The sequence below is a fragment of the Roseomonas aerilata DSM 19363 genome, assembly GCF_000711725.1.
Lineage (GTDB): Bacteria > Pseudomonadota > Alphaproteobacteria > Acetobacterales > Acetobacteraceae > Roseomonas > Roseomonas aerilata.
Genome location: NZ_JONP01000006.1, coordinates 226,763 through 245,114, shown reverse-complemented (window position 1 = coordinate 245,114; position 18,352 = coordinate 226,763). Strand labels below are relative to the sequence as shown.

Below are 18,352 nucleotides of genomic sequence, written 5' to 3'. Positions count from 1 at the left end.
CGCTACCCCTCCGTCTCGCCAAGCGACTGCATCAGCCGGTTCGCGTTCGCGAACATCGCGATGGAGTGGATGAGGTCCAGCACTTCCAGGTCATCCATCCCGACGGCGCGCAGCGGCGCCAGGTCGGCGGCGCTGACGGCGCCGGGCGTCAGTGTCAGCTTCTCGCTGAAATCGGCGATGGCCCGGCGGCGCGGGTCTGTCTCGACCGCGTGCCCCTCGTCCAGCACGCGCTGCATCGCCTCGCGCTGCTTCGAGAGCTCCGTGAACCGCCGCGCATGGACCGATGTGCAGTAGACGCACCCATTGGCCATCGACACCACGGCGGTCGAGAACTCGCGGTCTGCGCGCGGCAGACCGCGCGGTGCGTACATCACGCTGTTGAACAGCGCGCCGCGCTCGCCGAGAGAGGCCGGGTCCTGCGCCAGCGTCAGGAAATAGGTCGAGCGCCGCTGCGCCGGCGGGCAGGCCTCCAGCGCTGCCAGCTGCGCGGGGGAGGCGGTCTCGGCCTGCACGGGCGGGATGCGCGGCGTCCAGCCCACCTCTTCCATCGTGAAGCGCTTCATGCGGCGGCCTCCCCCTGCATCGCGCGCAGTCCGGCGATCAGGCGCACTTGATAGGGCACGAAGGAGACGAGTTGCGTCACCGCCACGATGTCGCGCGGCGTCAGCCCCATGGCTGAGAGCGCGTCGATCGTCTCCTGGGTCACCGTCGCGGGCTTGGCCGCCACCATGTCGGCGTAGCGCAGCAGGGCAGGGAGGCGCCCTTCCATCACCCCGTCCGAGAGATCCTCGGCCAGCATGATCGACTCCTCCGCGCCCGCCTTCTCCAGCAGCGCGCGGAAGCGGGCGGCGAGCGCCGCGTCGCCCTCGCGCAAGGCCACGCGCAGCGCGAGCGCCGCGCGCTCGGTGTGCGAGACGTTGCCGGCGTCATCCGGCGTCAGCAGCTCGCGATAGGCGCCCTCCGCGTGCCGCAGCGCCTCCGGCCTCCGGCGGCGCAATTCCGCGAGCGGAGAGCCGGGAGCGATGCCGAGGATATCCTCGACCAGATCGTCAGGATTCACGCAGCCACCTCCCTCTCCGGCCACTCGTCGCCCAGAAGCTCGGGCGTGTCATAGGCCACCAGCCGCTCGAAATGGATCTCGCGGTCCTCGACGAACAGCGCGGCCGCAATGGCGCGCGACAGCCGCTGAGCACCCGCCGAGATCGCCGGGATATCGCCCGTCAGCTTCCCGTGGCTGAGCGTCGCCGGGTAGTTGAAGGCGTGGATGCGCGACAGCGCCGGGCATTCCCCCGGCACCTTCTCCTGGAATGAGAAGTCGGGCGCGAGATCGGGCGAGGTTGCCAATTCCTCGCTCTCCTGCCCCGGCGGCTGCGGGAAGCGGTCGCGCCACAGGCGCACATGCGGCGCGACCAGCGCCAGTTCAGGCCGTTCTTCCAGCGCCACGCGAAAGCCCGTCGCGAAGATGACAAAGTCGAGCGGGAACTCGCCCCCCGCCGTCTCCAGCACCACCCCGCGCCCCTCCTCGCGCAGCCCCATCACAGGGCAGCCGAGATGCAGGTAGGCGTGCGGGTGGCGCGAGACGCGCATGGTGCTGTCCCGCGGCGGCGGCGTCTGGGCCGAACCCGCGTAATGCAGGAACCGCCATTTCCACTCGTCCGGCAGGCTGGCGAAGCCGTGTACCACGCCCTGGCTGCCGATGCCCGTGAACTTGTTCACCCGCGGCAGCGCCGCGCGCCGGACGAACATGTGCAGCGACGCCGCGCCCGCCTCCAGCGCCGTCGCCGCATTGTCCATCGCCGAAGCGCCCGCGCCGACCACGCCGACGCGCTTTCCGCGAAGCGCCGCGAAGTCGATCTCTTCCCGGGAATGCGCCCAGAAGCGGCGGTCCACCCCCCGCGCCATCTCCGGCACGAAATGCCCGCCCAAGCCGTCGCGCCCGCTCGCCAGTACCAGCCGGCGGCAGACGAGGCTCTCCCCGCCCGCGAGGTCGACCCCGATCATCCCATCCTCGCGCGGCCGGACCAGCGCGACCTCCACCCCATTCCGTACCGGCACCACCATCACGCGGCGATACCAGTTGAGGTAGTCCATCCACATCCCCCGTGGGATCTTGCCCAGCGCCTCCCAGGCCGCTGCCCCGTGCTGCGCCTCGAAGAAGGCGCGGAAGGTGAGGGAGGGCAGCCCCAATGCGGGCCCCGCCAGCCCCTTCGGGGAGCGCAGCGTCTCCATCCGCGCATAGGTCACCCAGGGGCCTTCCTGGCCCTCGGCCGCACGGTCGAGCACGCTCACGCGCTCGATCCCGTCCAGCCGCAGCGCCGCCGCCGCCGCCAGCCCCGCCATGCCCGCGCCGATGACCGCCACGTCGACCACCGGCCGCCCCTCCGCGCGCCTCTCCGGCACCCAGGGCTTGGCCGGCAACTCCAGGTATTCCAGGTCCTGCCGCAGCCGCGCCTCCAGCGCCGGCAACCCGATCCCGCTCACGGCAGCGCCTCCATGCGTCGTTGCACCATGGCCTTCCAGGGCGCCTCGTCCGGGGCGGAGGCCAGCAGCGCGGTCCAGGCCTCCCGCGCCTTCTCCGGCCGCCCCGCCTGCGCCTCGGCAAGGCCCGAGAGGAAGCGCAGGCCCACATGGTCCGGCGCAAGGCGCACGGCATCCGCCAGGAAAGCCGCCGCCTTGTCCGTCTGGTTCGCCTCGATCAGCACCTGCGCCAACTGGGCCGCTATCTCGGGATCGAAGCCGCCGCGCAGCACCTCGACATAGGCCGCGGCGGCCTCCTCCAGCCGGCCGCGGTTGCGCTGGGCATCGGCCATCAGCATCCAGCCCTGCCGCGCGGCGGGGCTGCCCGGCGGCATCGCCGTGAGCCGCGCGCGAAGCTGCGCCAGCAGCGCGTCGTCCCGCGCCGCCGAATCCCGCCGCTCCGCGAAGGTGGCGGAGGGCATCCCCGGCACGCCGCTCATGAAATAAAGGGCGAAGGCGATCGCCGGCACCGCCACCAGCCCCGCGATCAGCGTCCCGCGCCCGCCCGCCTTCACTGCCTGCGGCTCCGGCACGGAAAGCAGCCGCCGCTGCACCTCCAGCAGCGCCGCCGCGTGGGCCGCCTCGTCGAGCCGCCCCAGCGCCTTGTCCCGGTCCAACTCCGCCATCTGCGCGCGGTAGAGCGCCCGGTCTGCCGAGCCGCGGTCGAGTGCCCGCGCGGGCCGCACCATCGTCCAGGCGAGCGGAAGCAGCGCGAGAAGCGCCAGGGCCGCCGCGAGAAGCCAGATCAAGAATCGTTCTCCAGCGCCGTCAGCCGGGCGCGCTCGGCCTCCGTCAATGGGGCAGGTCCGCCGCGCACCGCGCTCCGGCGGCGCATGAGGAATAGCGCCAGCCCCGCAGCACCCAGCACGAGCACCGGCAGCGCCCAGAGCGGCGCCGTTACCCAATTCAGCGGCGGCCGCAGCAGCACGAAGTCGCCGTAGCGGGCGTGGATACCCTCGATGACCTTCTCGCTCGGCTCGCCCGCCGCAACCCGCTCGCGCACCAGGCGGCGCAGGTCCCGCGCGAGGTCCGCCTCGCTGTCCTCGATGGACTGGTTCTGGCACACCATGCAGCGCAGCTCGCGCCCGATCTCCTGCGCACGAGCCTCGGCCGCCGGGTCGGGCAGCATCTCGGCCGGGCGGCCCACCGCCAGTGCCAGACCCGGCACCAGCAGCATCGCGAAGAGCGCCGCCCTCACGCGTATCGCCGCAGCAGCGGCTCCAGCTCGGCCGAGACGGTGTCGGGCATCATCGGGCCCGCCCAGCGCCAGCGCACGATGCCGCGCCCGTCGAGCAGATAGGTCTCGGGCACGCCGTAGAGGCCGTAGTCGATCCCCACGCGCCCCTCGGCATCCGCCACCAGCGCGCCGAAGGGGTTGCCGTGCTGCGCCAGGAAGCGCGCGGCGTCCGCCGGCTTGTCCTTGTAGTTCACGCCAAAGAGCTTCACGCCCCGCCGCTGCAACGCCATCAGCTGCGGGTGCTCCACCACGCAGGGCACGCACCAGGAGGCCCAGAAATTCAGCAGCACCGGCCCGCCGGCCACCAGTGATTCGGGCCCGAAGCCCGGCGTGTTCAGACCCTGCACCGCCGGCAGCGCAAAGGCCGGCACAGGCTTGCCGATCAGCGCGGAGGGTACGCCGCGCGGGTCATAGGATCCGTCCCGCATCCCCCGCAGCATGGCCCAGAACCCGACGCCCCCGCCGAGGGCCAACCCCAACGGTGCCCAAAGCAGCAGCCGGCGCCCGAGTGGCGTCCGCGGCTTCCCGGCGGGGCCGTTCTCGGTTGCTTCCGTTTCCTCCACCCCGCTCACGCCTTCGCCGCCCCTGCCGCTGCCCGCCGCGCCGGCGCGCCCACCCGGGCCCTGCGGTCGGAGAGCGAAAGCCCCCCGCCCAGCGCCATGATCGCGCCGCCGAGCCAGATCCAGGGCGCCAGCGGGTTGTAATGCAGGCGCAGCGTCGCCGTGCCGTTCTCCTCCTCGCCCATCACGGCGTAGAGGTCGGAGGCGACGGTGGTGTGGATCGCCGCCTCGGTCGTGCTCTGTCGGGCAAGGGGGAAGTTGCGCTTCTCCGGCAGCAGCACCGTCACGGGGGCGCCATTGCGGGTCACCGTCACAGTTGCCTGCCGCCCGGCCCAATTGGGCCCGACCACGTCCCGCACCCCCTCCAGCTTCCACTCGTACCCGCCGAGGGAAACACTCTCCCCCGGACGCACCGCCGCCAGCCGCTCCGTCGCCAGCCCCATTCCGGCCATGCCGAGCAGGGTGACGCCGAAGCCCGCATGGGCCACGGCCCCACCCCAGGCGGAGCGCGGCAAGCCGCGCGCGCGGGCGAAGGCGGCGCGGGGGCGGGAGAAGAGGGCAGTCCGCTCCGCCACGTCCGTGAGCGCCCCGAAGATGAGCCAGGCCGCCGCGCCGAAGCCGAGCGCCGGCAGGATCGGCCGCCCCTGCACGAGCCAGACCGTCACGATGGCGCCGAGCGCGATCAGCCCCGCCCACCACAGCCGCTGCAGCACCGGCCAGGGCCGCGCGCGCTTCCAGGCCATCAGCGGCCCCGCCGCCATTGCCAGGATCAGCGGCAGAGCGAGCGGAAACACCGTCGCCTGGTAGAAGGGCGGCCCCACCGAGATCTTCGCCTTGAGGATCAGGTCCGCGAACATCGGGTAGAGCGTGCCCGCCAGCACCACCGCCGCAATCGTGCAGAGAAGCAGGTTGTTCAGCACCAGCGCCCCCTCCCGCGAGATCGGCGCGAACAGGCCGGTGGGCGAGAGGGAAGGGGCCCGCCACGCGAAGAGCGCGAAGGCGCCCCCGATCGTCAGCAGCAGCAGCCCGAGGATGAAGACGCCGCGCTCCGGGTCATTGGCGAAGGCGTGCACCGAGTTCAGCACGCCCGAGCGCACGAGGAAGGTGCCCAGCAGCGACATGGAGAAGGCGAGGATCGCCAGCAGCACCGACCAGGTCTTCAGCGCCTCCCGCTTCTCCACCACGATCGCCGAGTGCAGCAGCGCGCAGCCCGCGAGCCAGGGCAGGAGGGAGGCGTTCTCCACCGGGTCCCAGAACCAGTAGCCGCCCCAGCCAAGCTCGTAATACGCCCACCAGGACCCCAGCGCGATGCCGAGCGTGAGGAAGGACCACGACGCCAGCGCCCAGGGCCGCACCCAGCGCCCCCAGGCCGCGTCCACGCGGCCCTCGATGAGGGCCGCGATGGCGAAGGCGAAGGTCACGGCCGTGCCGACATAGCCGAGATAGAGAAGCGGGGGGTGGAAGGCGAGGCCGGGGTCCTGCAACACGGGGTTCAGCCCCTGCCCATCCATCGGCGGCGGCCAGACCCGCGAGAAGGGGTTCGACGTCGCCAGGATGAACGCCAGGAACCCCGTGCCGATCATCCCCAGCACTGCCAGCACCCGCGCCCGCAGCGCCCCCGGCAGCCCGCGCCCGAAACCCGAGACAGCCGCGCCGCAGAGCGCGAGGATCAGCACCCAGAGCACCATGGAACCCTCGTGGTTCCCCCAGGCGCCCGCCAGCTTGTAGAGCATCGGCTTGGCCGAGTGGCTGTTCTGCACGACGGCCGAGACCGTCGTGTCGTTCTCCGCGAAGGACCAGAGCAGCGCGGCAAAGGCCGAACCCACCGCCAGCAGCACGCCCGTCGCCAGTCCCGGCCCCGCCGCCATCAGCCGCGCATCCCCACGCTGCGCCCCGATCAGCGGCAGCACCGCCTGGGCGAGCGACAGCGCGAGCGCCAGCGCCAGCGCGAAATGGCCGAGTTCCGGGATCATCGGCCGTTCCCGCCCGCGGGCGCCCCACTGGGCGACCCGGCGGGTGCCATCGTGTTCCACTCGCCCGCCGGCGGCGCCGCGCCCTGCTCGGGGTTCCAGTGGCCGCTGCGCTTGAGCGCGTCCATCACCTCGGGCGGCATGTAGGTCTCGTCGTGCCGCGCCAGCACCTCGGAGGCGGCGAAGGTCCCGTCCGGCCGCATCCGGCCGAGCGTCACCACGCCCTGCCCCTCGCGGAACAGGTCGGGCAGCACGCCGCGGTAGAAGACCGGCACGGCATTCGCGCCATCGGTCACGCGGAAGCGCACGTCCGTGCCGTCCCGCACCACGCTCCCCGCCTCCACCAGCCCGCCGAGCCTGAAGGCCCTCCCATCCGGAGAGGCCATGGAGACGATATCCGAAGGGGAGCGGAAGAAGACGAGGTTGTCCCGGAAGGCCGTCAGCGCCAGCGCGGCCGCGGCGCCGATCCCCAGCGCGCAGAGCAGCAGCACCAGCATCCGCCGCCGCCGGCGGGAGGCCGCGACGCCGAGGCCGCGCCGGGGGGCAGGGGTGGTCGTTGCGCTCATCGGGCGCGCTCCAGTTCACGCAGTCGCCGGGCCGCGGCGCGGTGGCGAAGGGCCGCGCCCAGCGCCAGCCCTCCGAATCCCACCGCAGCCAGCCCCCAGGCCGCCGCGACGCTCATCCAGTGGCTCATTAGCGGCGACTCATCGGGGGGGCGCTCACGCCGGCACCGCCCCGGCGGGCGCCCGGTCGGCCGCGCGGGCGCGGGCCAGCTCCAGCGCCTCCACCCGCCGCTCCATCACCGCGGCACGGACGCGGGCGAGGACGAGAGTGGCGAAAAGGATGGAGAAGCCCACCGCGCAGGCCAGCAACGGCCCGAGCATGGAAACATGCATCCCCGGCGCCGCCAGCCGCGTCACGCTCGCCGGCTGGTGCAGCGTGTTCCACCAGTCCACCGAGAACTTCACGATCGGCAGGTTCACCACGCCCACCAGGGCGAGGATCGCGCCCGCCCGCGCGCCGCGCTCCTCGTCCTCGAAGGCGCGGGTGAGGGCGGCGTGGCCGACCCAGAGGAAGAACAGCACGAGCACCGAGGTCATCCGCGCGTCCCAGGCCCACCAGGTGCCCCACATCGGCCGCCCCCAGAGGCTGCCCGTGGCCAGGCAGAGCGCCGTCGCCAGCGCGCCCACCGGCGAGAGCTCCCGCGCTGCCAGATCTGCCAGCGGATGCTTCCAGACGAGCGCCAGGATCGAGGCGACCGCGAGGCCGGAATACCCGGCCATGGCCAGCCAGGCCATCGGCACGTGGACATACATGATCCGCACCGTCTCGCCCTGCTGCCAGTCCGCCGGCGAGACGAGCAGCGCCCAGGCCGCGGCCGGCAGCAGCACCGCGAGCGAGAGCGCCCAGAGCCACGGCATGATCCGCGCCGTCGCCCGCAGGAAACGGCCGGGATTGGCGAAGCGGTGCAGTATCGGCGCGGGGGAGGTCAGGGGAGGGTGTCCCGGCGTGTTTGGCCCGGCATTGGGCGACGACTGCCACAATATTAGCGCGTCGCGGCCCGCGCTGGAATTGCCGGTGAACCCCGGCAGCCATGCCCCAGAGATAGGGCCCGCTGCCGGGCACGAAAGCCCCGCCGGGCGCGCTGAGACAAGCCGTCACGATCGCTGCCGATCGTGCCCGCCCCGCCCCTCCGCTTGACGCGGGCGCCGCCCGGCTCTTTCCTCCTGCCCCGCGGCAGCCGCGTTTCTGCGGTGAAAACAAATATTTATAGGGAAGAGGGAGCCGGCCGATGGCCCAGCAGGAACCGGTCACCAGCACGGTGGAGGACGGCGTCGCCGTCATCCGCATCGCCAACCCGCCGGTGAACGCGCTCAGTGCGGCCGTGCGCGGCGGGCTGCTGCGCGCCGCGCAGGCTGCCGGCGCCGATCCTGCCGTGCGCGCCGTCGTCGTCGCGGCGGAGGGCCGGACCTTCATCGCCGGCGCCGATATCTCCGAACTGGGCAAGCCGCCCGTGCCGCCGAGCCTGCCCGAGGCCATCGCGGCCCTCGAATCCCTTCTCAAGCCGGTCGTCGCGGCCATCAACGGCGCGGCGCTGGGCGGTGGGCTGGAAGTGGCGCTCGGCTGCCACGCCCGCGTGGCGGCGCCCGCGGCGAAGCTCGGCCTGCCCGAGGTGAAGCTCGGCATACTGCCCGGCGCCGGCGGCACCCAGCGCCTGCCGCGCCTGATCGGCGCCGTGCCCGCCCTGAAGCTCATGGTCGCGGGCGACCCGGTCGGCGCGACGGAGGCGAAGTCGCTGCGCATCGTGGACGAGGTGGCCGACGACGTGCTGTCGGCCGCCAAGGCCCTCGCGCTGCGCCTGGCCGACAAGGGGCGCCCCACTCCCACCAGCGCCCGCCAGGACACCGGCGAGCGGGACGCCTTCGAGGCCGCGGCCGCCGCCATGCTCAAGAAAGGCGCGGACAACCCGAGCATCGCCGCCTGCGTGGACGCCGTACGCGCCACCTTCGACAAACCCTTCGACGAGGGCATGTCGGTCGAGCGCGCCCATTTCCTCCGCCTGCGCGACGACCCCCGCAGCAAGGCCCTGCGCCACGTCTTCTTCGCCGAGCGCGCCGCCGCCCGCATCCCCGGCCTGCCCAAGGGCACCCGGCCCCGCCCGGTGGCGAAGGCGGCCGTGATCGGCGGCGGCACCATGGGCGGCGGCATCGCCATGAGCTTCGCCAATGCTGGCATCCCCGTGACCCTCATTGAGACGAGCGAGGAGAACCTTCAGCGCGGGCTTGAGCGGGTAGCGGGTAACTACGCCACCTCGGTCAAGCGCGGCAGCCTGACGGAGGAGGCCCGCGACAAGCGCATGGGCCTCATCGAGGGCAAGGTCGGTCTGGAGGCCGCTGCCGGGGCCGATGTGGTGGTCGAGGCCGTCTTCGAGGAGATGGGCCTCAAGAAGGAGATCTTCGGCAAGCTGCAGGAGATCGCCAAGCCCGGCGCCGTGCTCGCGACCAACACCTCCTATCTCGACGTGGACGAGATCGCAGCCTCCACCGCCCGCCCCGGTGACGTGCTGGGCATGCACTTCTTCTCCCCAGCCAACGTCATGAAGCTGCTGGAGGTCGTGCGCGGGAAGGAGACCTCGCCCGATGCCCTGGCGACGGCCGTGGAACTCGGCCGCAAGCTCGCCAAGGTGCCGGTGGTCTCCGGCGTCTGCTACGGCTTCATCGGCAACCGCATGCTCGCCCGCCGCACTGCCCAGGCCGAGCGCCTGCTGATCGAGGGCGCGATGCCTGAGGAGGTGGACGCCGCCCTGAACGCCTTCGGCTTCCGCATGGGCCCCTTCGCCATGTCCGACCTCGCCGGCCTCGACATCGGCTGGCGCATCCGCCAGGCCACCGGCAAGAAGGCCCCGGTGGCGGACGCGCTGGTGGAGGCCGGGCGCCTCGGCCAGAAGACGAAGCGCGGCTACTACGACTACTCCGGCGACGGCCGCACCGGCACGCCTGACCCCGAGGTGCGCGCGGTCATCGAGCGCGTCTCGGCCGAGCAGGGCGTCACCCGCCGCGCGATCCCACAGGACGAGATCCTCGAACGCCTGCTCTTCCCCATGATCAACGAGGGCGCCCGTATCCTGGAGGAGGGCATCGCCGCCCGCGCCGGGGACATCGATACGGTCTGGCTCAACGGCTACGGCTGGCCGGCCGGCACCGGCGGCCCGATGTTCCACGCCGACAGCATCGGCCTGCCGCGGATCGTCGCACGCCTCCGCGATTTCGCCGCCGCCTCCGGCGACGAGAGCCTGCAGCCAGCCGCCCTGCTGGTGCGCCTGGCGGAGGAGGGCGGCAGCTTCGCCGCCCTCGACGAGAAGGCCGCCGCGTGAGCTTCGACCCGGCCGCCGAGGGCTGGTCCCCCTGGCCCCCGAGCGGCTTCTCCGGCTTCACCGGACCGCGCTGGTCCCGCGCCGAGGGTGACGGCTGGGCCTATGGCGTGCTGGCCGACGAGCGCCACGCCAACAACCACGGCATCGTCCATGGCGGGATGCTCGTCACCCTGCTCGACAACACGCTCGGCATCACCGTTTACCGCGCGACAGGCAAGCGGCCGGGCGTGACGATGCAGCTGAACACGCAGTTCCTATCCGCCGCCCATCCGGGCGAGTTCCTGGAAGGGCGCGGGGAGGTTCTTCGCCTCGCCCGCTCCGTCGCCTTCGTGCGCGGCACCGTCAGCGTGGGCGACCGGCTGGTGGCGGCCGGGGACGGTGTCTGGAAGCTGCTGGGCGCTCCCCCGGGCTGAACCGCCCGGGGGCCAGTCCTCGGCCCGGTTAGCGCCGCCGCGGCGTGCCGCCGTGCTCGGGATCCTCCGCGATCTCGCGGTCGGCCTCCTCCGCCGCCTCGCGCGAGACGATGCCGGGCGTGTGCATGTCGGGATCGCCGCCCTCGGCGTTCTCCACGTGGCTCTTGATGCTCCGCAGCGCGTTGCCCGCATTCGTCGGGTCGTCGTTGGGGCTCATCTCCTCGGCCGGGGGCTCGTCGATGTGCCCGCCCTCGGCGAAGGTGAGGGAGAGGTCGGCGACCCCCGCGTCGTGGGTCGCGGGGTCCGTCACCCGCATCTCCCCGGCCGGCGCCGCGGTCCAGCGCACCACCCGCTCGCCCGCATCGGCGCTCAGCTCCGGGTCCGGCACCCGGTCGGCGTCGTGGCGCAGATGGGCGAACCAGAAGCGGGCATTCCCCGGCTCGGACAGCCAGGCGAAGAGCCGGTCGGGGCTGGTATGGATGGTGATCTTGGCGTGCATGGGTCCCTCTCGGCTGCCGAACCGCCCGGGGCGAGGCCCGGGCATCGCGCCGGCCGCCGCCGCTGGGAGGTTCCTCGGGGCCTATCGTTCGGCAGGCCCACGGGGTTGCGCAACCGACATGCCCGGGCGGAATGGTGAGGACGGCCAGGATCATTCCGCACCCGTCATCTTGATCCCGCGATCGAAGCCCTCCATTCCTCCAACAAGCGGTCGCAACCAACATGATGAGGCCACCTTGAACCAGCCCGCGACCGGCTGGCGCTGACCGATGTCCGACCTTTCAGCGCCGACCGAGTGCCTGCCTCCCACGGTCCCCGGCCATCAGGCCGGCAGCGAGCCGCCGTCCGCCCTGCGCCTGCTGGCCGGCCCCTTCCTGGCCGCGCTCGACCGCTCGGGCATGTCGGTCGTCGTCACCGACCCGCAGCTGCTGGACAATCCGGTCGTCTACGTGAACCCCGCCTTCACGCGGCTGACGGGCTACACGGCGGAGGAGGCGCTGGGCCGCAATTGCCGCTTCCTCCAGGTTCCCGAGACCGATCCCGCCGCCGTCGCGGCCTTGTCGCTCGCGGTCAGGGAGGGGCGCCCGCTCGACCTCTGCCTCCTGAACGCGCGCCGGGACGGCACCCGCTTCTGGAACGCCGTCTTCCTCACGCCCATCCCGGGCGAAGGCGATGCGCCCCGCTTCTTCCTCGCCACCCAGACCGAGATCACGCCGGCGCAGGAGGTCCCGGTTCTGCAGGCGGCCCTCCGCGCGGGGCAGGAAGCGCTGAGCGAGGCGAACCAGCGACTCCGTGAGGCGCTGCTCGCCTCCGACCTGATGGCCGCCTGGGACTGGGACGTGGCGACGCGCCGGATCACCGGCGACGCGCGCTTCGCCCGCCTCTACGGCCTCACGCCCGAGGAGGCGGCGCGCGGCGTCGGCCCCGGCACCTTCTTCTCCGTCATCCACCCCGAGGACCGGCCGCGAGTCCGGCTGGCCGTCGGCGCCATCCTCCGCGGCGCGGACCTCTTCTCGAAGGAGTACCGCGTCCTCCTGCCGGGCGGCGCGATGCGCTGGGTCCATGCGCGCGGCCGCTGCTACGCGGGCATCGACGACCGGCCCGCCCGCTTCGTCGGCACGCTGGTGGACATCAGCGAGCAGAAGCGGGTGCAGGAGCGCCTGCGCATCGCGCAGACCGCGGGCGGCATCGGCACCTTCGAGTACGTGGCCGGCTACGGCACGGCTTCCGTCTCGGAACGGTTCTGCGCCCTGCTGGGCCTGCGCCCCGCGACCGACCTGCCGCTGCGCACCATCAACGCCATCGTCCACCCCGGCGACCCGCAGCTGATCGATGCGGGCGCCGCGCCCGCCCCCGGCACCTTGGCCGAGGCCGAGTTCCGCATCCGCCGCCCCGATACCGGGGAGACCCGCTGGCTGACCCGTCGCGGCGAGTACCTCTCCGACCCCGAGACGGCGGAGCTGCGCTTCTGCGGCGTCATCTACGACATCACGGAGACGAAGCTTACCGAGGCGCGGCTGCGCACCCTGAACGAGCGGCTGGAAGCGGAGGTCGCCGAGCGCACGGCCGACCGCAACCGCCTCTGGCGCCTCTCGGCCGACATCATGCTGGTCGCACGTCCGGACGGCCTCATCGTCGCGGTGAATCCGGCTTGGACCGCCGTGCTCGGCTGGTCGGAGGCCGAGCTTGTCGGCCGCCAGATCCAGGACTTCATCCACCCCGACCACCTCGGCAGGGCCGCCGCGCGGCTGGAGGCCCTCGCGCGCGGCGAGGCCCTGCTGCACGCCGACAACCTCTACCGCCACAAGAACGGAAGCTGGCGCTGGGTCAGCTGGTCCGCGGCCTCCGGCGAGGGGCTCGTCAGCGCGGTCGGGCGCGACGTGACCGCCGAGCGTGACCAGGCCGAGGCCTTGCGTCTGGCCGAGGACGCGCTCCGCCAGGCCCAGAAGATGGAGGCCGTGGGCCAGCTCACCGGCGGCATCGCGCACGACTTCAACAACCTTCTCGCGGGCATCGTCGGCAGCCTGCAGATGACGCGAACCCGCATCGCCCAGGGCCGGCTGTCCGAGGTGGAGCGCTACCTCGTGGCGGCGGAGGGTGCGGCCAGCCGGGCTGCGGCGCTCACCCATCGCCTGCTTGCCTTCTCCCGCCAGCAGACGCTCGACCCGCGCCCCACCCAGCCCAACAGCCGCATCCGGGAGATCGAGGATCTCGTCAACCGCACGATGGGGCCGGGGATCGAGGTGCGGACACTGCTCGACGCCGGCCTCTGGCCCACGCTCTGCGACGCCAACCAGCTCGAGAATGCGCTGCTCAACCTCTGCATCAACGCGCGCGACGCCATGCCCGAAGGCGGGCGCCTGACCATCGAGACGGCGAATGCCCAGGTCGACGAGCGCACGGCGCGCGGCCGCGGGATGGCTCCGGGCCAGTATGTCACCATCTCCGTCGCCGATACTGGCCAGGGGATGGCGCCCGAAGTGGTCTCCCGCGCCTTCGAGCCCTTCTTCACGACGAAGCCCATCGGCAAGGGAACCGGCCTCGGCCTGTCGATGATCTACGGCTTCGCTCGCCAGTCCGGCGGGCATGTGGCGATCCATTCGGAGGTCGGGCGCGGCACCACCATGCGCCTGTACCTGCCGCGCCACCTCGGCGAGGCCGTGGAGGAGGGCGGCACGGCTCGCATGGCCGAGCTGTCGCGCACCGGCACCGGCGAGACGGTGCTGGTGGTGGACGACGAGGTGACCGTCCGCATGCTGGTGGTCGAGGTGCTGGAGGAGCTTGGCTACACCGCCATCGAGGCCGCCGACGGTCCCACTGCCCTGGAGGTGCTGCGCTCCCCCGCCAGGATCGACCTGCTGATCACGGATGTGGGCCTGCCCGGCGGCATGAACGGCCGCCAGGTCGCCGATGCGGCGCGGGTGACCCGGCCCGGGCTGAACGTGCTCTTCATTACCGGCTATGCCGAAAACGCAGTCGTTGGCGGGGAGAACCTCGAGCCCGGCATGCACTTCCTCACCAAGCCCTTCGGCATCGCGGCGTTGGCGAACCGCATCCGGGCGATCCTCGCGGGCTGAGACGCGTGACCGTTAGGTGAAAAGAACGAAAGGTTGATGCCCGGCCCTTGCCCGGGAAGAGCGGGAGTGCCCAGTTCGGCCCCCGTGCGCCGGGTCTGTCCGGCCCCTTCAGGACGGCGCCCGGGATGCATTTCGCGAAGATGTTCAACGCGGCCGCGAGCCGCGTGGCCCATGCGGCCGGGCGGCCCGTCACCTTTGTCGTCTCCGTCGGCGTGGTGATCCTCTGGGCGCTCTCCGGCCCCCTCTTCGGCTTCTCCGACACCTGGCAGCTGGTCATCAACACCGGCACCACGATCATCACCTTCCTGATGGTCTTCCTCATCCAGAACACCCAGAACCGGGACGGCGCGGCCATCCAGGCGAAGCTCGACGAGCTGATCCGCACCAGCGCCGCCGGCAATGCCTTCATCGGCATCGAGCACCTGACCGAGGAGGAACTGGACGAGATCCGCGCCACCTGCGAGCAGCGCGCCCGCCTCGCCATGGCCTCCGAGGCCGCCGAGGAGGCGAGTGGACGCGCCAACCGCCGCGCCGCCGAGGCCGCCGAGGCCGCCACCGAGTAAGACCCCGTGCTTGACCGCGCGCGCCGGGGCGCGCGACCTGCCCGCATGCCCCGCGCGCGCCCGATCCTCGCCCTCCTGGCCATCCTCGCGGCCGCAATCCCTGCGGTCGCACGCGCCCAGGAGGGTGACGACTGGTCCGTCTGCCGGCGCGCCATCGCCGCCGTGGAGCCCGGATCGGGCATTCCCGCCGGCCTCCTCGGCGCCATCGCGCTGGTCGAGGCCGGGCGCGCCTCCCCTTCCGGCCGGCCGGAGCCCTGGCCCTGGAGCTGGAACGCCGAGGGCGAGACTGGCAGCGCGCCGAGCAAGGCGGCCGCCGTCGCGGCCGTCGCGGCCATGCAGGCGCGCGGGGTGCGCTCGATCGATGTCGGCTGCATGCAGGTGAACCTCCTGCACCACCCGGACGCCTTCCCGAACCTCGAGGCCGCCTTCGACCCGCCGACCAACGCGCGCTACGCCGCCCGCTTCCTCAAGCGCCTGCGCGCGGGTTCACCCGATTGGGGAGAGGCGATCGGCCGCTATCACTCCGGGGAGCCCGAGCGCGGCGCCGCCTATAACCGCCGCGTGGCCCTGGCACGCCTCGGCGCGGCCTGGACGCGCGGCGGCGCGGTGCCTCTGCCGACCATGCGCGGTCTCGCCGGGCTCTGCGCGCAGGGATTGCAGCCGGCGCTGCTCATCGGCGGTGCGGCGGAGGCGCGGCGCTTCATGCGGCCCGGGGTGAACCGGCCGGTGCCGCTTCCCCGGAACCCGCGGCCGCGGATGGCCTGCCTGCGGCGCTGATCGCCTCGGCCGACGCACGAAGGGCGAGGACGACGGCTCCCGCCACCAGAACCCAGGCGAGCCGCGCCCCGTAGCGGTCGTGCGGCCCGCTCAGCGCGCCCGTGGCGAAGGCATTGGCGAGCAAGGCCGCGCCCAGCCCGAGCGCGAACCCCAGCACCGCCCGCTCCCATCTCCCGCGCCATCCCAGCAGCAGGAGGCCCGCCGCTCCCAGGATCAGTACCGGGCCCTGCACCCAGAGGGTCGGCGAGACGATCGGCATCAGCGCGTCCTGCCACTGCGCGCCCGCCCGCAGCCGCGCCGCCTCGGCCGGGCCGAAGGCTTCGAGCCGCCGCAGCATCCCCTCGCCGACATGCCGCCCTTCCAGCGTGTCTCCCACCCGGTTGGCAAGAAGCTGGGCGAGCGTGTCGCGCGCCGCGCCGAGCGCGACCGCCAGGGGCTCCCGCACCAGCGTCGCCCGAACGATCTCCCCGGCCTCCCCGGAGAGCGCCCGCCCGCCGAAGTCGCGCGGCCGTCCCGCCTCGTCGCGGTTGACCGGGCTCTCGGGGTGCCAGAGGAAGATGTCGCTCGCCAGCAGGTCGCGCGGGCAGGCACCGGGCGGGCAGGCGAGGGGACCATAAGCCTCCAGCCGGCCCTTGAAGGCGCAGAGCGACCATCCCGCCGCCGGGCATTCTGCCTCCACCGTCCGGATCGCCGGCCCGTTGGCCACAAGCCGGGCGAGAAGGAAGGTCGCCCCATGGGGCGAGAGCGAGAGCCGCCCGTGCCCCACGAGGTTCGTCGCCAGCAGCAGCGCGACGGCCCCGGCCAGCGGCAGCGCGACGCGCCTCGCCGCCCGCCACCCCGCCAGCAGCGAGACCACCACCAGCGCGCCGAGCACCGGCAGGTTCGAGAGATGTGCCGCCGCGCCGAGCGCCGCCAGCACCGAGAGCCAGGCGGTCTCCCCGCGCGAGAGTGCGGCCCGCCCGAAGCCGAGCAGCAGGGCGGAGAGCACCACCACCGGCGTCATCACGTCCGGCATCACCATGGCCGCGGTGAAGGGCGCCGCCGTCAGCGCAGCGAGAGTGGCGCAGAGCAGCAGGTGCCGCCCCGGCCAGGCCCCGCCGCCAAAGGTGCGCGCGAGCAGCCAGAGGAGGTGGGACAGCACCAGCCCCTGGGCGATCGGCACCGGCCAGAGGTTCCGGTGCAGGTGCAGCGGCAGGATAAGCGGCCCGTAGATCCAGGGCTTGTCCCAGATCATCAGCGGCCCGAGCGTCTGGTGGAGGAATGCCCCGCTGTCGCTGAACACGAGCGGGTAGCCGTTGAGGAAGGCCGGCCAGACGAGCATCAGCCCGCCGAGAAGGAGCGCGCCGAGGCTTCTCACCCCCAGCCCTTGGCGCGCGCCTCGTCCTCCTGCCGGGACGCCACCCAGCGCTCGGCGCCGTCGGCGAATTCCTCGCGCTTCCAGAAGGGGGCGCCGGTCTTCAGCCAGTCGATGAGGAAGGCGCAGGCCTCCAGCGCCGCCGTCCGGTGGCGGCTGGCGGCGAGCACGAGCACGATGCCCTCGCCGGGCAGGATACGGCCGACGCGATGGATCACGGTGCAGCCCGTGAGCGGCCAGCGCGCCGCCGCCTGGGCCGCGATCCCCGCGATGGCGCGCTCGGTCATGCCCGGATAGTGCTCCAGGATCAGGGCCTGCAACCCGTCATCGGCCCGGCAGAGGCCGACGAAGCTCGCGATTCCCCCGACATCGGTGCGCCCGGCCGAGAGCGCCGCCGTCTCCCCCGCGAGGTCGAAGCTGGCTTCCTGCACGCGAATGGTGGGCTCCACGGTCATCCCCCCGTCACCGGCGGGAAGAACGCCACCTCGTCGCCGGCAGAAACCGGGTGGTCGGGGCCGCAGAACTCCTGGTTAACGGCGCAGCGCACCTGCGCCGGGTCCGCGAAGGCGGAGGCGTGCCCGGCGGACCGGGCGGCGAGCCAGCGCATCAGCCCGCCGACATCGGTGACCTCGGCCGGGGGGGAGACCTCCTCCTCCCCGATGCCGGCCCGCTGGCGCAGCCAGGCGAAGTAGAGGACGCGCATCAGGGCGTCGGCACCACCTGCACGCCGCCCGTGGGCCCGAACAGGGTGGTGGAGCCGGGCTGCTGGATGGCCGTGCCGCTGCCGCCGCCCGGCTGCGTGTAGGTCGTGATCCCGCCCGTCGGCCCGGTGATGGTGGCGGGCGGGCCACCCGGCACCGGCACGATGCGGTTGCCGCCGAAGCGCGCGGGCGGAGTCGGCGGCTCGCCGCGCGGCACGCCCTCGCGAGGCACGGGCACGGGGTCGAGCGGCGGCAGCGCCTCGGCCGAGCTGCCGCGGCGGCGGGTGCCCGGCGCCGGTGCGCGCGGGTTTGGCGCGGCTTCAGGGGGGGCGCCGTTGCCGGGCTGCTCGCTCTGCAGGCGCGGCGGCGACGGGGGTGCCCCGCGCTCGCGTGCCCGTTCCAGGATGGGGGAGGGCTGCTGGCCCTGGTCAGAGACCGCGTCGGGGTTCTGCAGGGTGGCGCGCGGCGCCTCCTGCGCCGGCCAGACATCGCCGCCCTCGGCCAGCAGCGGTGGCACGCTCTCGGGCGCGCCCATCACGCGGCGCACCGTCAGGCTGTCCGGCGCGCCGATCGGGTCGGTGCGGCCGAAGGGCGCCCAGTCGATCTCGGGCGCGCAGGCCGCCAGGACGAGCGCAGGCAGGAGCGCCAGCGGCAGGCCGGCGCGGCGGAAGGGCCCAGCGGCCGTCGGGCGGTGGCGATGCATCCTAGATCCTCTTCCGATCCGCCCGGCGTCCCGGGCCGTCCTGATTCGCAACGAGTATAGTGTGGGCTTGCCAGGCAGGATGCGCGCCACGGCGACTCCCCGCCACCC

General features: G+C 73.1%; 19 protein-coding genes. 5 read left to right on the top strand and 14 right to left on the bottom strand.

Annotated elements, in window-relative coordinates; all coding sequences use genetic code 11:
* Nucleotides 1–2: 2 nt before the first annotated feature.
* From BO39_RS09515 to BO39_RS09475, 9 genes are all read right to left on the bottom strand, one after another.
* Entirely contained in the window at nucleotides 3–563 is a 561-nt protein-coding gene (locus BO39_RS09515; RefSeq protein WP_043832304.1) for a peroxidase-related enzyme, read from the bottom strand.
* Nucleotides 560–1,060, bottom strand: a complete 501-nt coding sequence (locus BO39_RS09510) for a CMD domain-containing protein (RefSeq protein WP_052401858.1) — start codon at nucleotides 1,058–1,060, stop codon at nucleotides 560–562. The genes BO39_RS09515 and BO39_RS09510 overlap by 4 nt, the downstream gene beginning before the upstream one ends.
* Nucleotides 1,057–2,481, bottom strand: a complete 1,425-nt coding sequence (locus BO39_RS09505) for an NAD(P)-binding domain-containing protein (RefSeq protein ID WP_043832302.1) — start codon at nucleotides 2,479–2,481, stop codon at nucleotides 1,057–1,059. The genes BO39_RS09510 and BO39_RS09505 overlap by 4 nt, the downstream gene beginning before the upstream one ends.
* On the bottom strand, nucleotides 2,478–3,266 hold the full coding sequence (gene ccmI / locus BO39_RS09500) for a c-type cytochrome biogenesis protein CcmI (RefSeq protein WP_052401857.1): 789 nt from the start codon (nucleotides 3,264–3,266) through the stop codon (nucleotides 2,478–2,480). Before ccmI ends, BO39_RS09505 begins: the two co-directional genes overlap by 4 nt.
* Nucleotides 3,263–3,694 carry a cytochrome c-type biogenesis protein gene (locus BO39_RS09495; protein WP_052401871.1) on the bottom strand — a complete coding sequence of 144 codons (432 nt, stop codon included), beginning with the start codon at nucleotides 3,692–3,694 and terminating at the stop codon, nucleotides 3,263–3,265. The genes ccmI and BO39_RS09495 overlap by 4 nt, the downstream gene beginning before the upstream one ends.
* A 17-nt stretch (nucleotides 3,695–3,711) precedes the next feature.
* Nucleotides 3,712–4,317 carry a DsbE family thiol:disulfide interchange protein gene (locus tag BO39_RS09490; RefSeq protein WP_245615054.1) on the bottom strand — a complete coding sequence of 202 codons (606 nt, stop codon included), beginning with the start codon at nucleotides 4,315–4,317 and terminating at the stop codon, nucleotides 3,712–3,714.
* A gap of 5 nt (nucleotides 4,318–4,322) precedes the next feature.
* Nucleotides 4,323–6,287: a heme lyase CcmF/NrfE family subunit gene (locus BO39_RS09485; protein ID WP_043832300.1), complete on the bottom strand. Its 1,965-nt coding sequence runs from the start codon at nucleotides 6,285–6,287 to the stop codon at nucleotides 4,323–4,325.
* Nucleotides 6,284–6,850, bottom strand: a complete 567-nt coding sequence (ccmE, locus tag BO39_RS09480) for a cytochrome c maturation protein CcmE (protein ID WP_052401856.1) — start codon at nucleotides 6,848–6,850, stop codon at nucleotides 6,284–6,286. The genes BO39_RS09485 and ccmE overlap by 4 nt, the downstream gene beginning before the upstream one ends.
* Nucleotides 6,851–7,003: 153 nt before the next feature.
* Nucleotides 7,004–7,777 (bottom strand): heme ABC transporter permease, encoded by a 774-nt coding sequence (locus BO39_RS09475; protein ID WP_043832459.1) that lies wholly within the window; start codon nucleotides 7,775–7,777, stop codon nucleotides 7,004–7,006.
* Nucleotides 7,778–8,076: 299 nt separating this feature from the next.
* Between BO39_RS09475 and BO39_RS09470 the strand changes: the two genes are divergently transcribed.
* On the top strand, nucleotides 8,077–10,158 hold the full coding sequence (locus tag BO39_RS09470) for a 3-hydroxyacyl-CoA dehydrogenase NAD-binding domain-containing protein (protein ID WP_043832299.1): 2,082 nt from the start codon (nucleotides 8,077–8,079) through the stop codon (nucleotides 10,156–10,158).
* Nucleotides 10,155–10,571 (top strand): PaaI family thioesterase, encoded by a 417-nt coding sequence (locus BO39_RS09465; RefSeq protein ID WP_043832298.1) that lies wholly within the window; start codon nucleotides 10,155–10,157, stop codon nucleotides 10,569–10,571. The genes BO39_RS09470 and BO39_RS09465 overlap by 4 nt, the downstream gene beginning before the upstream one ends.
* Before the next feature lie 28 nt (nucleotides 10,572–10,599).
* On the opposite strand, the gene BO39_RS09460 is transcribed toward BO39_RS09465, so the two are convergent.
* A complete protein-coding gene (locus BO39_RS09460; protein ID WP_043832297.1) occupies nucleotides 10,600–11,070 on the bottom strand; it encodes a hypothetical protein in 471 nt (156 codons plus the stop codon).
* 268 nt (nucleotides 11,071–11,338) lie between these two features.
* On the opposite strand from BO39_RS09460, the gene BO39_RS09455 reads away from it, so the two are divergent.
* The 3 genes from BO39_RS09455 to BO39_RS29785 all read left to right on the top strand — a co-directional run bounded on the left by BO39_RS09455 (nucleotide 11,339) and on the right by BO39_RS29785 (nucleotide 15,486).
* On the top strand, nucleotides 11,339–14,146 hold the full coding sequence (locus BO39_RS09455; RefSeq protein ID WP_084697982.1) for a hybrid sensor histidine kinase/response regulator: 2,808 nt from the start codon (nucleotides 11,339–11,341) through the stop codon (nucleotides 14,144–14,146).
* A 125-nt stretch (nucleotides 14,147–14,271) separates the two neighbouring features.
* Nucleotides 14,272–14,709 carry a low affinity iron permease family protein gene (locus BO39_RS09450; RefSeq protein ID WP_043832295.1) on the top strand — a complete coding sequence of 146 codons (438 nt, stop codon included), beginning with the start codon at nucleotides 14,272–14,274 and terminating at the stop codon, nucleotides 14,707–14,709.
* Between the two features lie 45 nt (nucleotides 14,710–14,754).
* Complete coding sequence (locus tag BO39_RS29785; protein ID WP_052401855.1) at nucleotides 14,755–15,486, top strand: lysozyme family protein; 732 nt, start codon at nucleotides 14,755–14,757, stop codon at nucleotides 15,484–15,486.
* Here the strand turns inward: BO39_RS29785 and BO39_RS09440 are convergent.
* The 4 genes from BO39_RS09440 to BO39_RS09425 are packed head-to-tail and all read right to left on the bottom strand — an operon-like array spanning nucleotide 15,410 to nucleotide 18,244.
* On the bottom strand, nucleotides 15,410–16,843 hold the full coding sequence (locus tag BO39_RS09440) for a hypothetical protein (protein WP_211257409.1): 1,434 nt from the start codon (nucleotides 16,841–16,843) through the stop codon (nucleotides 15,410–15,412). The two genes, BO39_RS29785 and BO39_RS09440, sit on opposite strands and share 77 nt — an antisense overlap.
* Nucleotides 16,840–17,295, bottom strand: coding sequence for a molybdenum cofactor biosynthesis protein MoaE (locus BO39_RS09435; RefSeq protein WP_043832293.1), 456 nt, complete (start codon nucleotides 17,293–17,295; stop codon nucleotides 16,840–16,842). Before BO39_RS09435 ends, BO39_RS09440 begins: the two co-directional genes overlap by 4 nt.
* The gene (gene moaD, locus BO39_RS09430) at nucleotides 17,292–17,543 is read right to left on the bottom strand and encodes a molybdopterin converting factor subunit 1 (protein ID WP_043832291.1); all 252 of its coding nucleotides are present in this window, start codon (nucleotides 17,541–17,543) and stop codon (nucleotides 17,292–17,294) included. The genes BO39_RS09435 and moaD overlap by 4 nt, the downstream gene beginning before the upstream one ends.
* Nucleotides 17,543–18,244, bottom strand: coding sequence for a hypothetical protein (locus tag BO39_RS09425; RefSeq protein ID WP_043832289.1), 702 nt, complete (start codon nucleotides 18,242–18,244; stop codon nucleotides 17,543–17,545). The genes moaD and BO39_RS09425 overlap by 1 nt, the downstream gene beginning before the upstream one ends.
* Between the last annotated feature and the right edge of the window lie 108 nt (nucleotides 18,245–18,352).

Bases quoted from the DNA above. Each gene is read 5' to 3' on its own strand.
- BO39_RS09460 (WP_043832297.1), bottom strand. From the start codon at position 11,070: ATGCACGCCAAGATCACCATCCATACCAGCCCCGACCGGCTCTTCGCC.
- moaD (WP_043832291.1), bottom strand. From the start codon at position 17,543: ATGCGCGTCCTCTACTTCGCCTGGCTGCGCCAGCGGGCCGGCATCGGG.
- BO39_RS09450 (WP_043832295.1), top strand. From the start codon at position 14,272: ATGCATTTCGCGAAGATGTTCAACGCGGCCGCGAGCCGCGTGGCCCAT.
- ccmE (WP_052401856.1), bottom strand. From the start codon at position 6,850: ATGAGCGCAACGACCACCCCTGCCCCCCGGCGCGGCCTCGGCGTCGCG.
- BO39_RS09470 (WP_043832299.1), top strand. From the start codon at position 8,077: ATGGCCCAGCAGGAACCGGTCACCAGCACGGTGGAGGACGGCGTCGCC.
- BO39_RS09495 (WP_052401871.1), bottom strand. From the start codon at position 3,694: ATGCTGCTGGTGCCGGGTCTGGCACTGGCGGTGGGCCGCCCGGCCGAG.
- BO39_RS09425 (WP_043832289.1), bottom strand. From the start codon at position 18,244: ATGCATCGCCACCGCCCGACGGCCGCTGGGCCCTTCCGCCGCGCCGGC.
- BO39_RS29785 (WP_052401855.1), top strand. From the start codon at position 14,755: ATGCCCCGCGCGCGCCCGATCCTCGCCCTCCTGGCCATCCTCGCGGCC.
- BO39_RS09485 (WP_043832300.1), bottom strand. From the start codon at position 6,287: ATGATCCCGGAACTCGGCCATTTCGCGCTGGCGCTGGCGCTCGCGCTG.
- BO39_RS09515 (WP_043832304.1), bottom strand. From the start codon at position 563: ATGAAGCGCTTCACGATGGAAGAGGTGGGCTGGACGCCGCGCATCCCG.
- BO39_RS09455 (WP_084697982.1), top strand. From the start codon at position 11,339: ATGTCCGACCTTTCAGCGCCGACCGAGTGCCTGCCTCCCACGGTCCCC.
- BO39_RS09435 (WP_043832293.1), bottom strand. From the start codon at position 17,295: ATGACCGTGGAGCCCACCATTCGCGTGCAGGAAGCCAGCTTCGACCTC.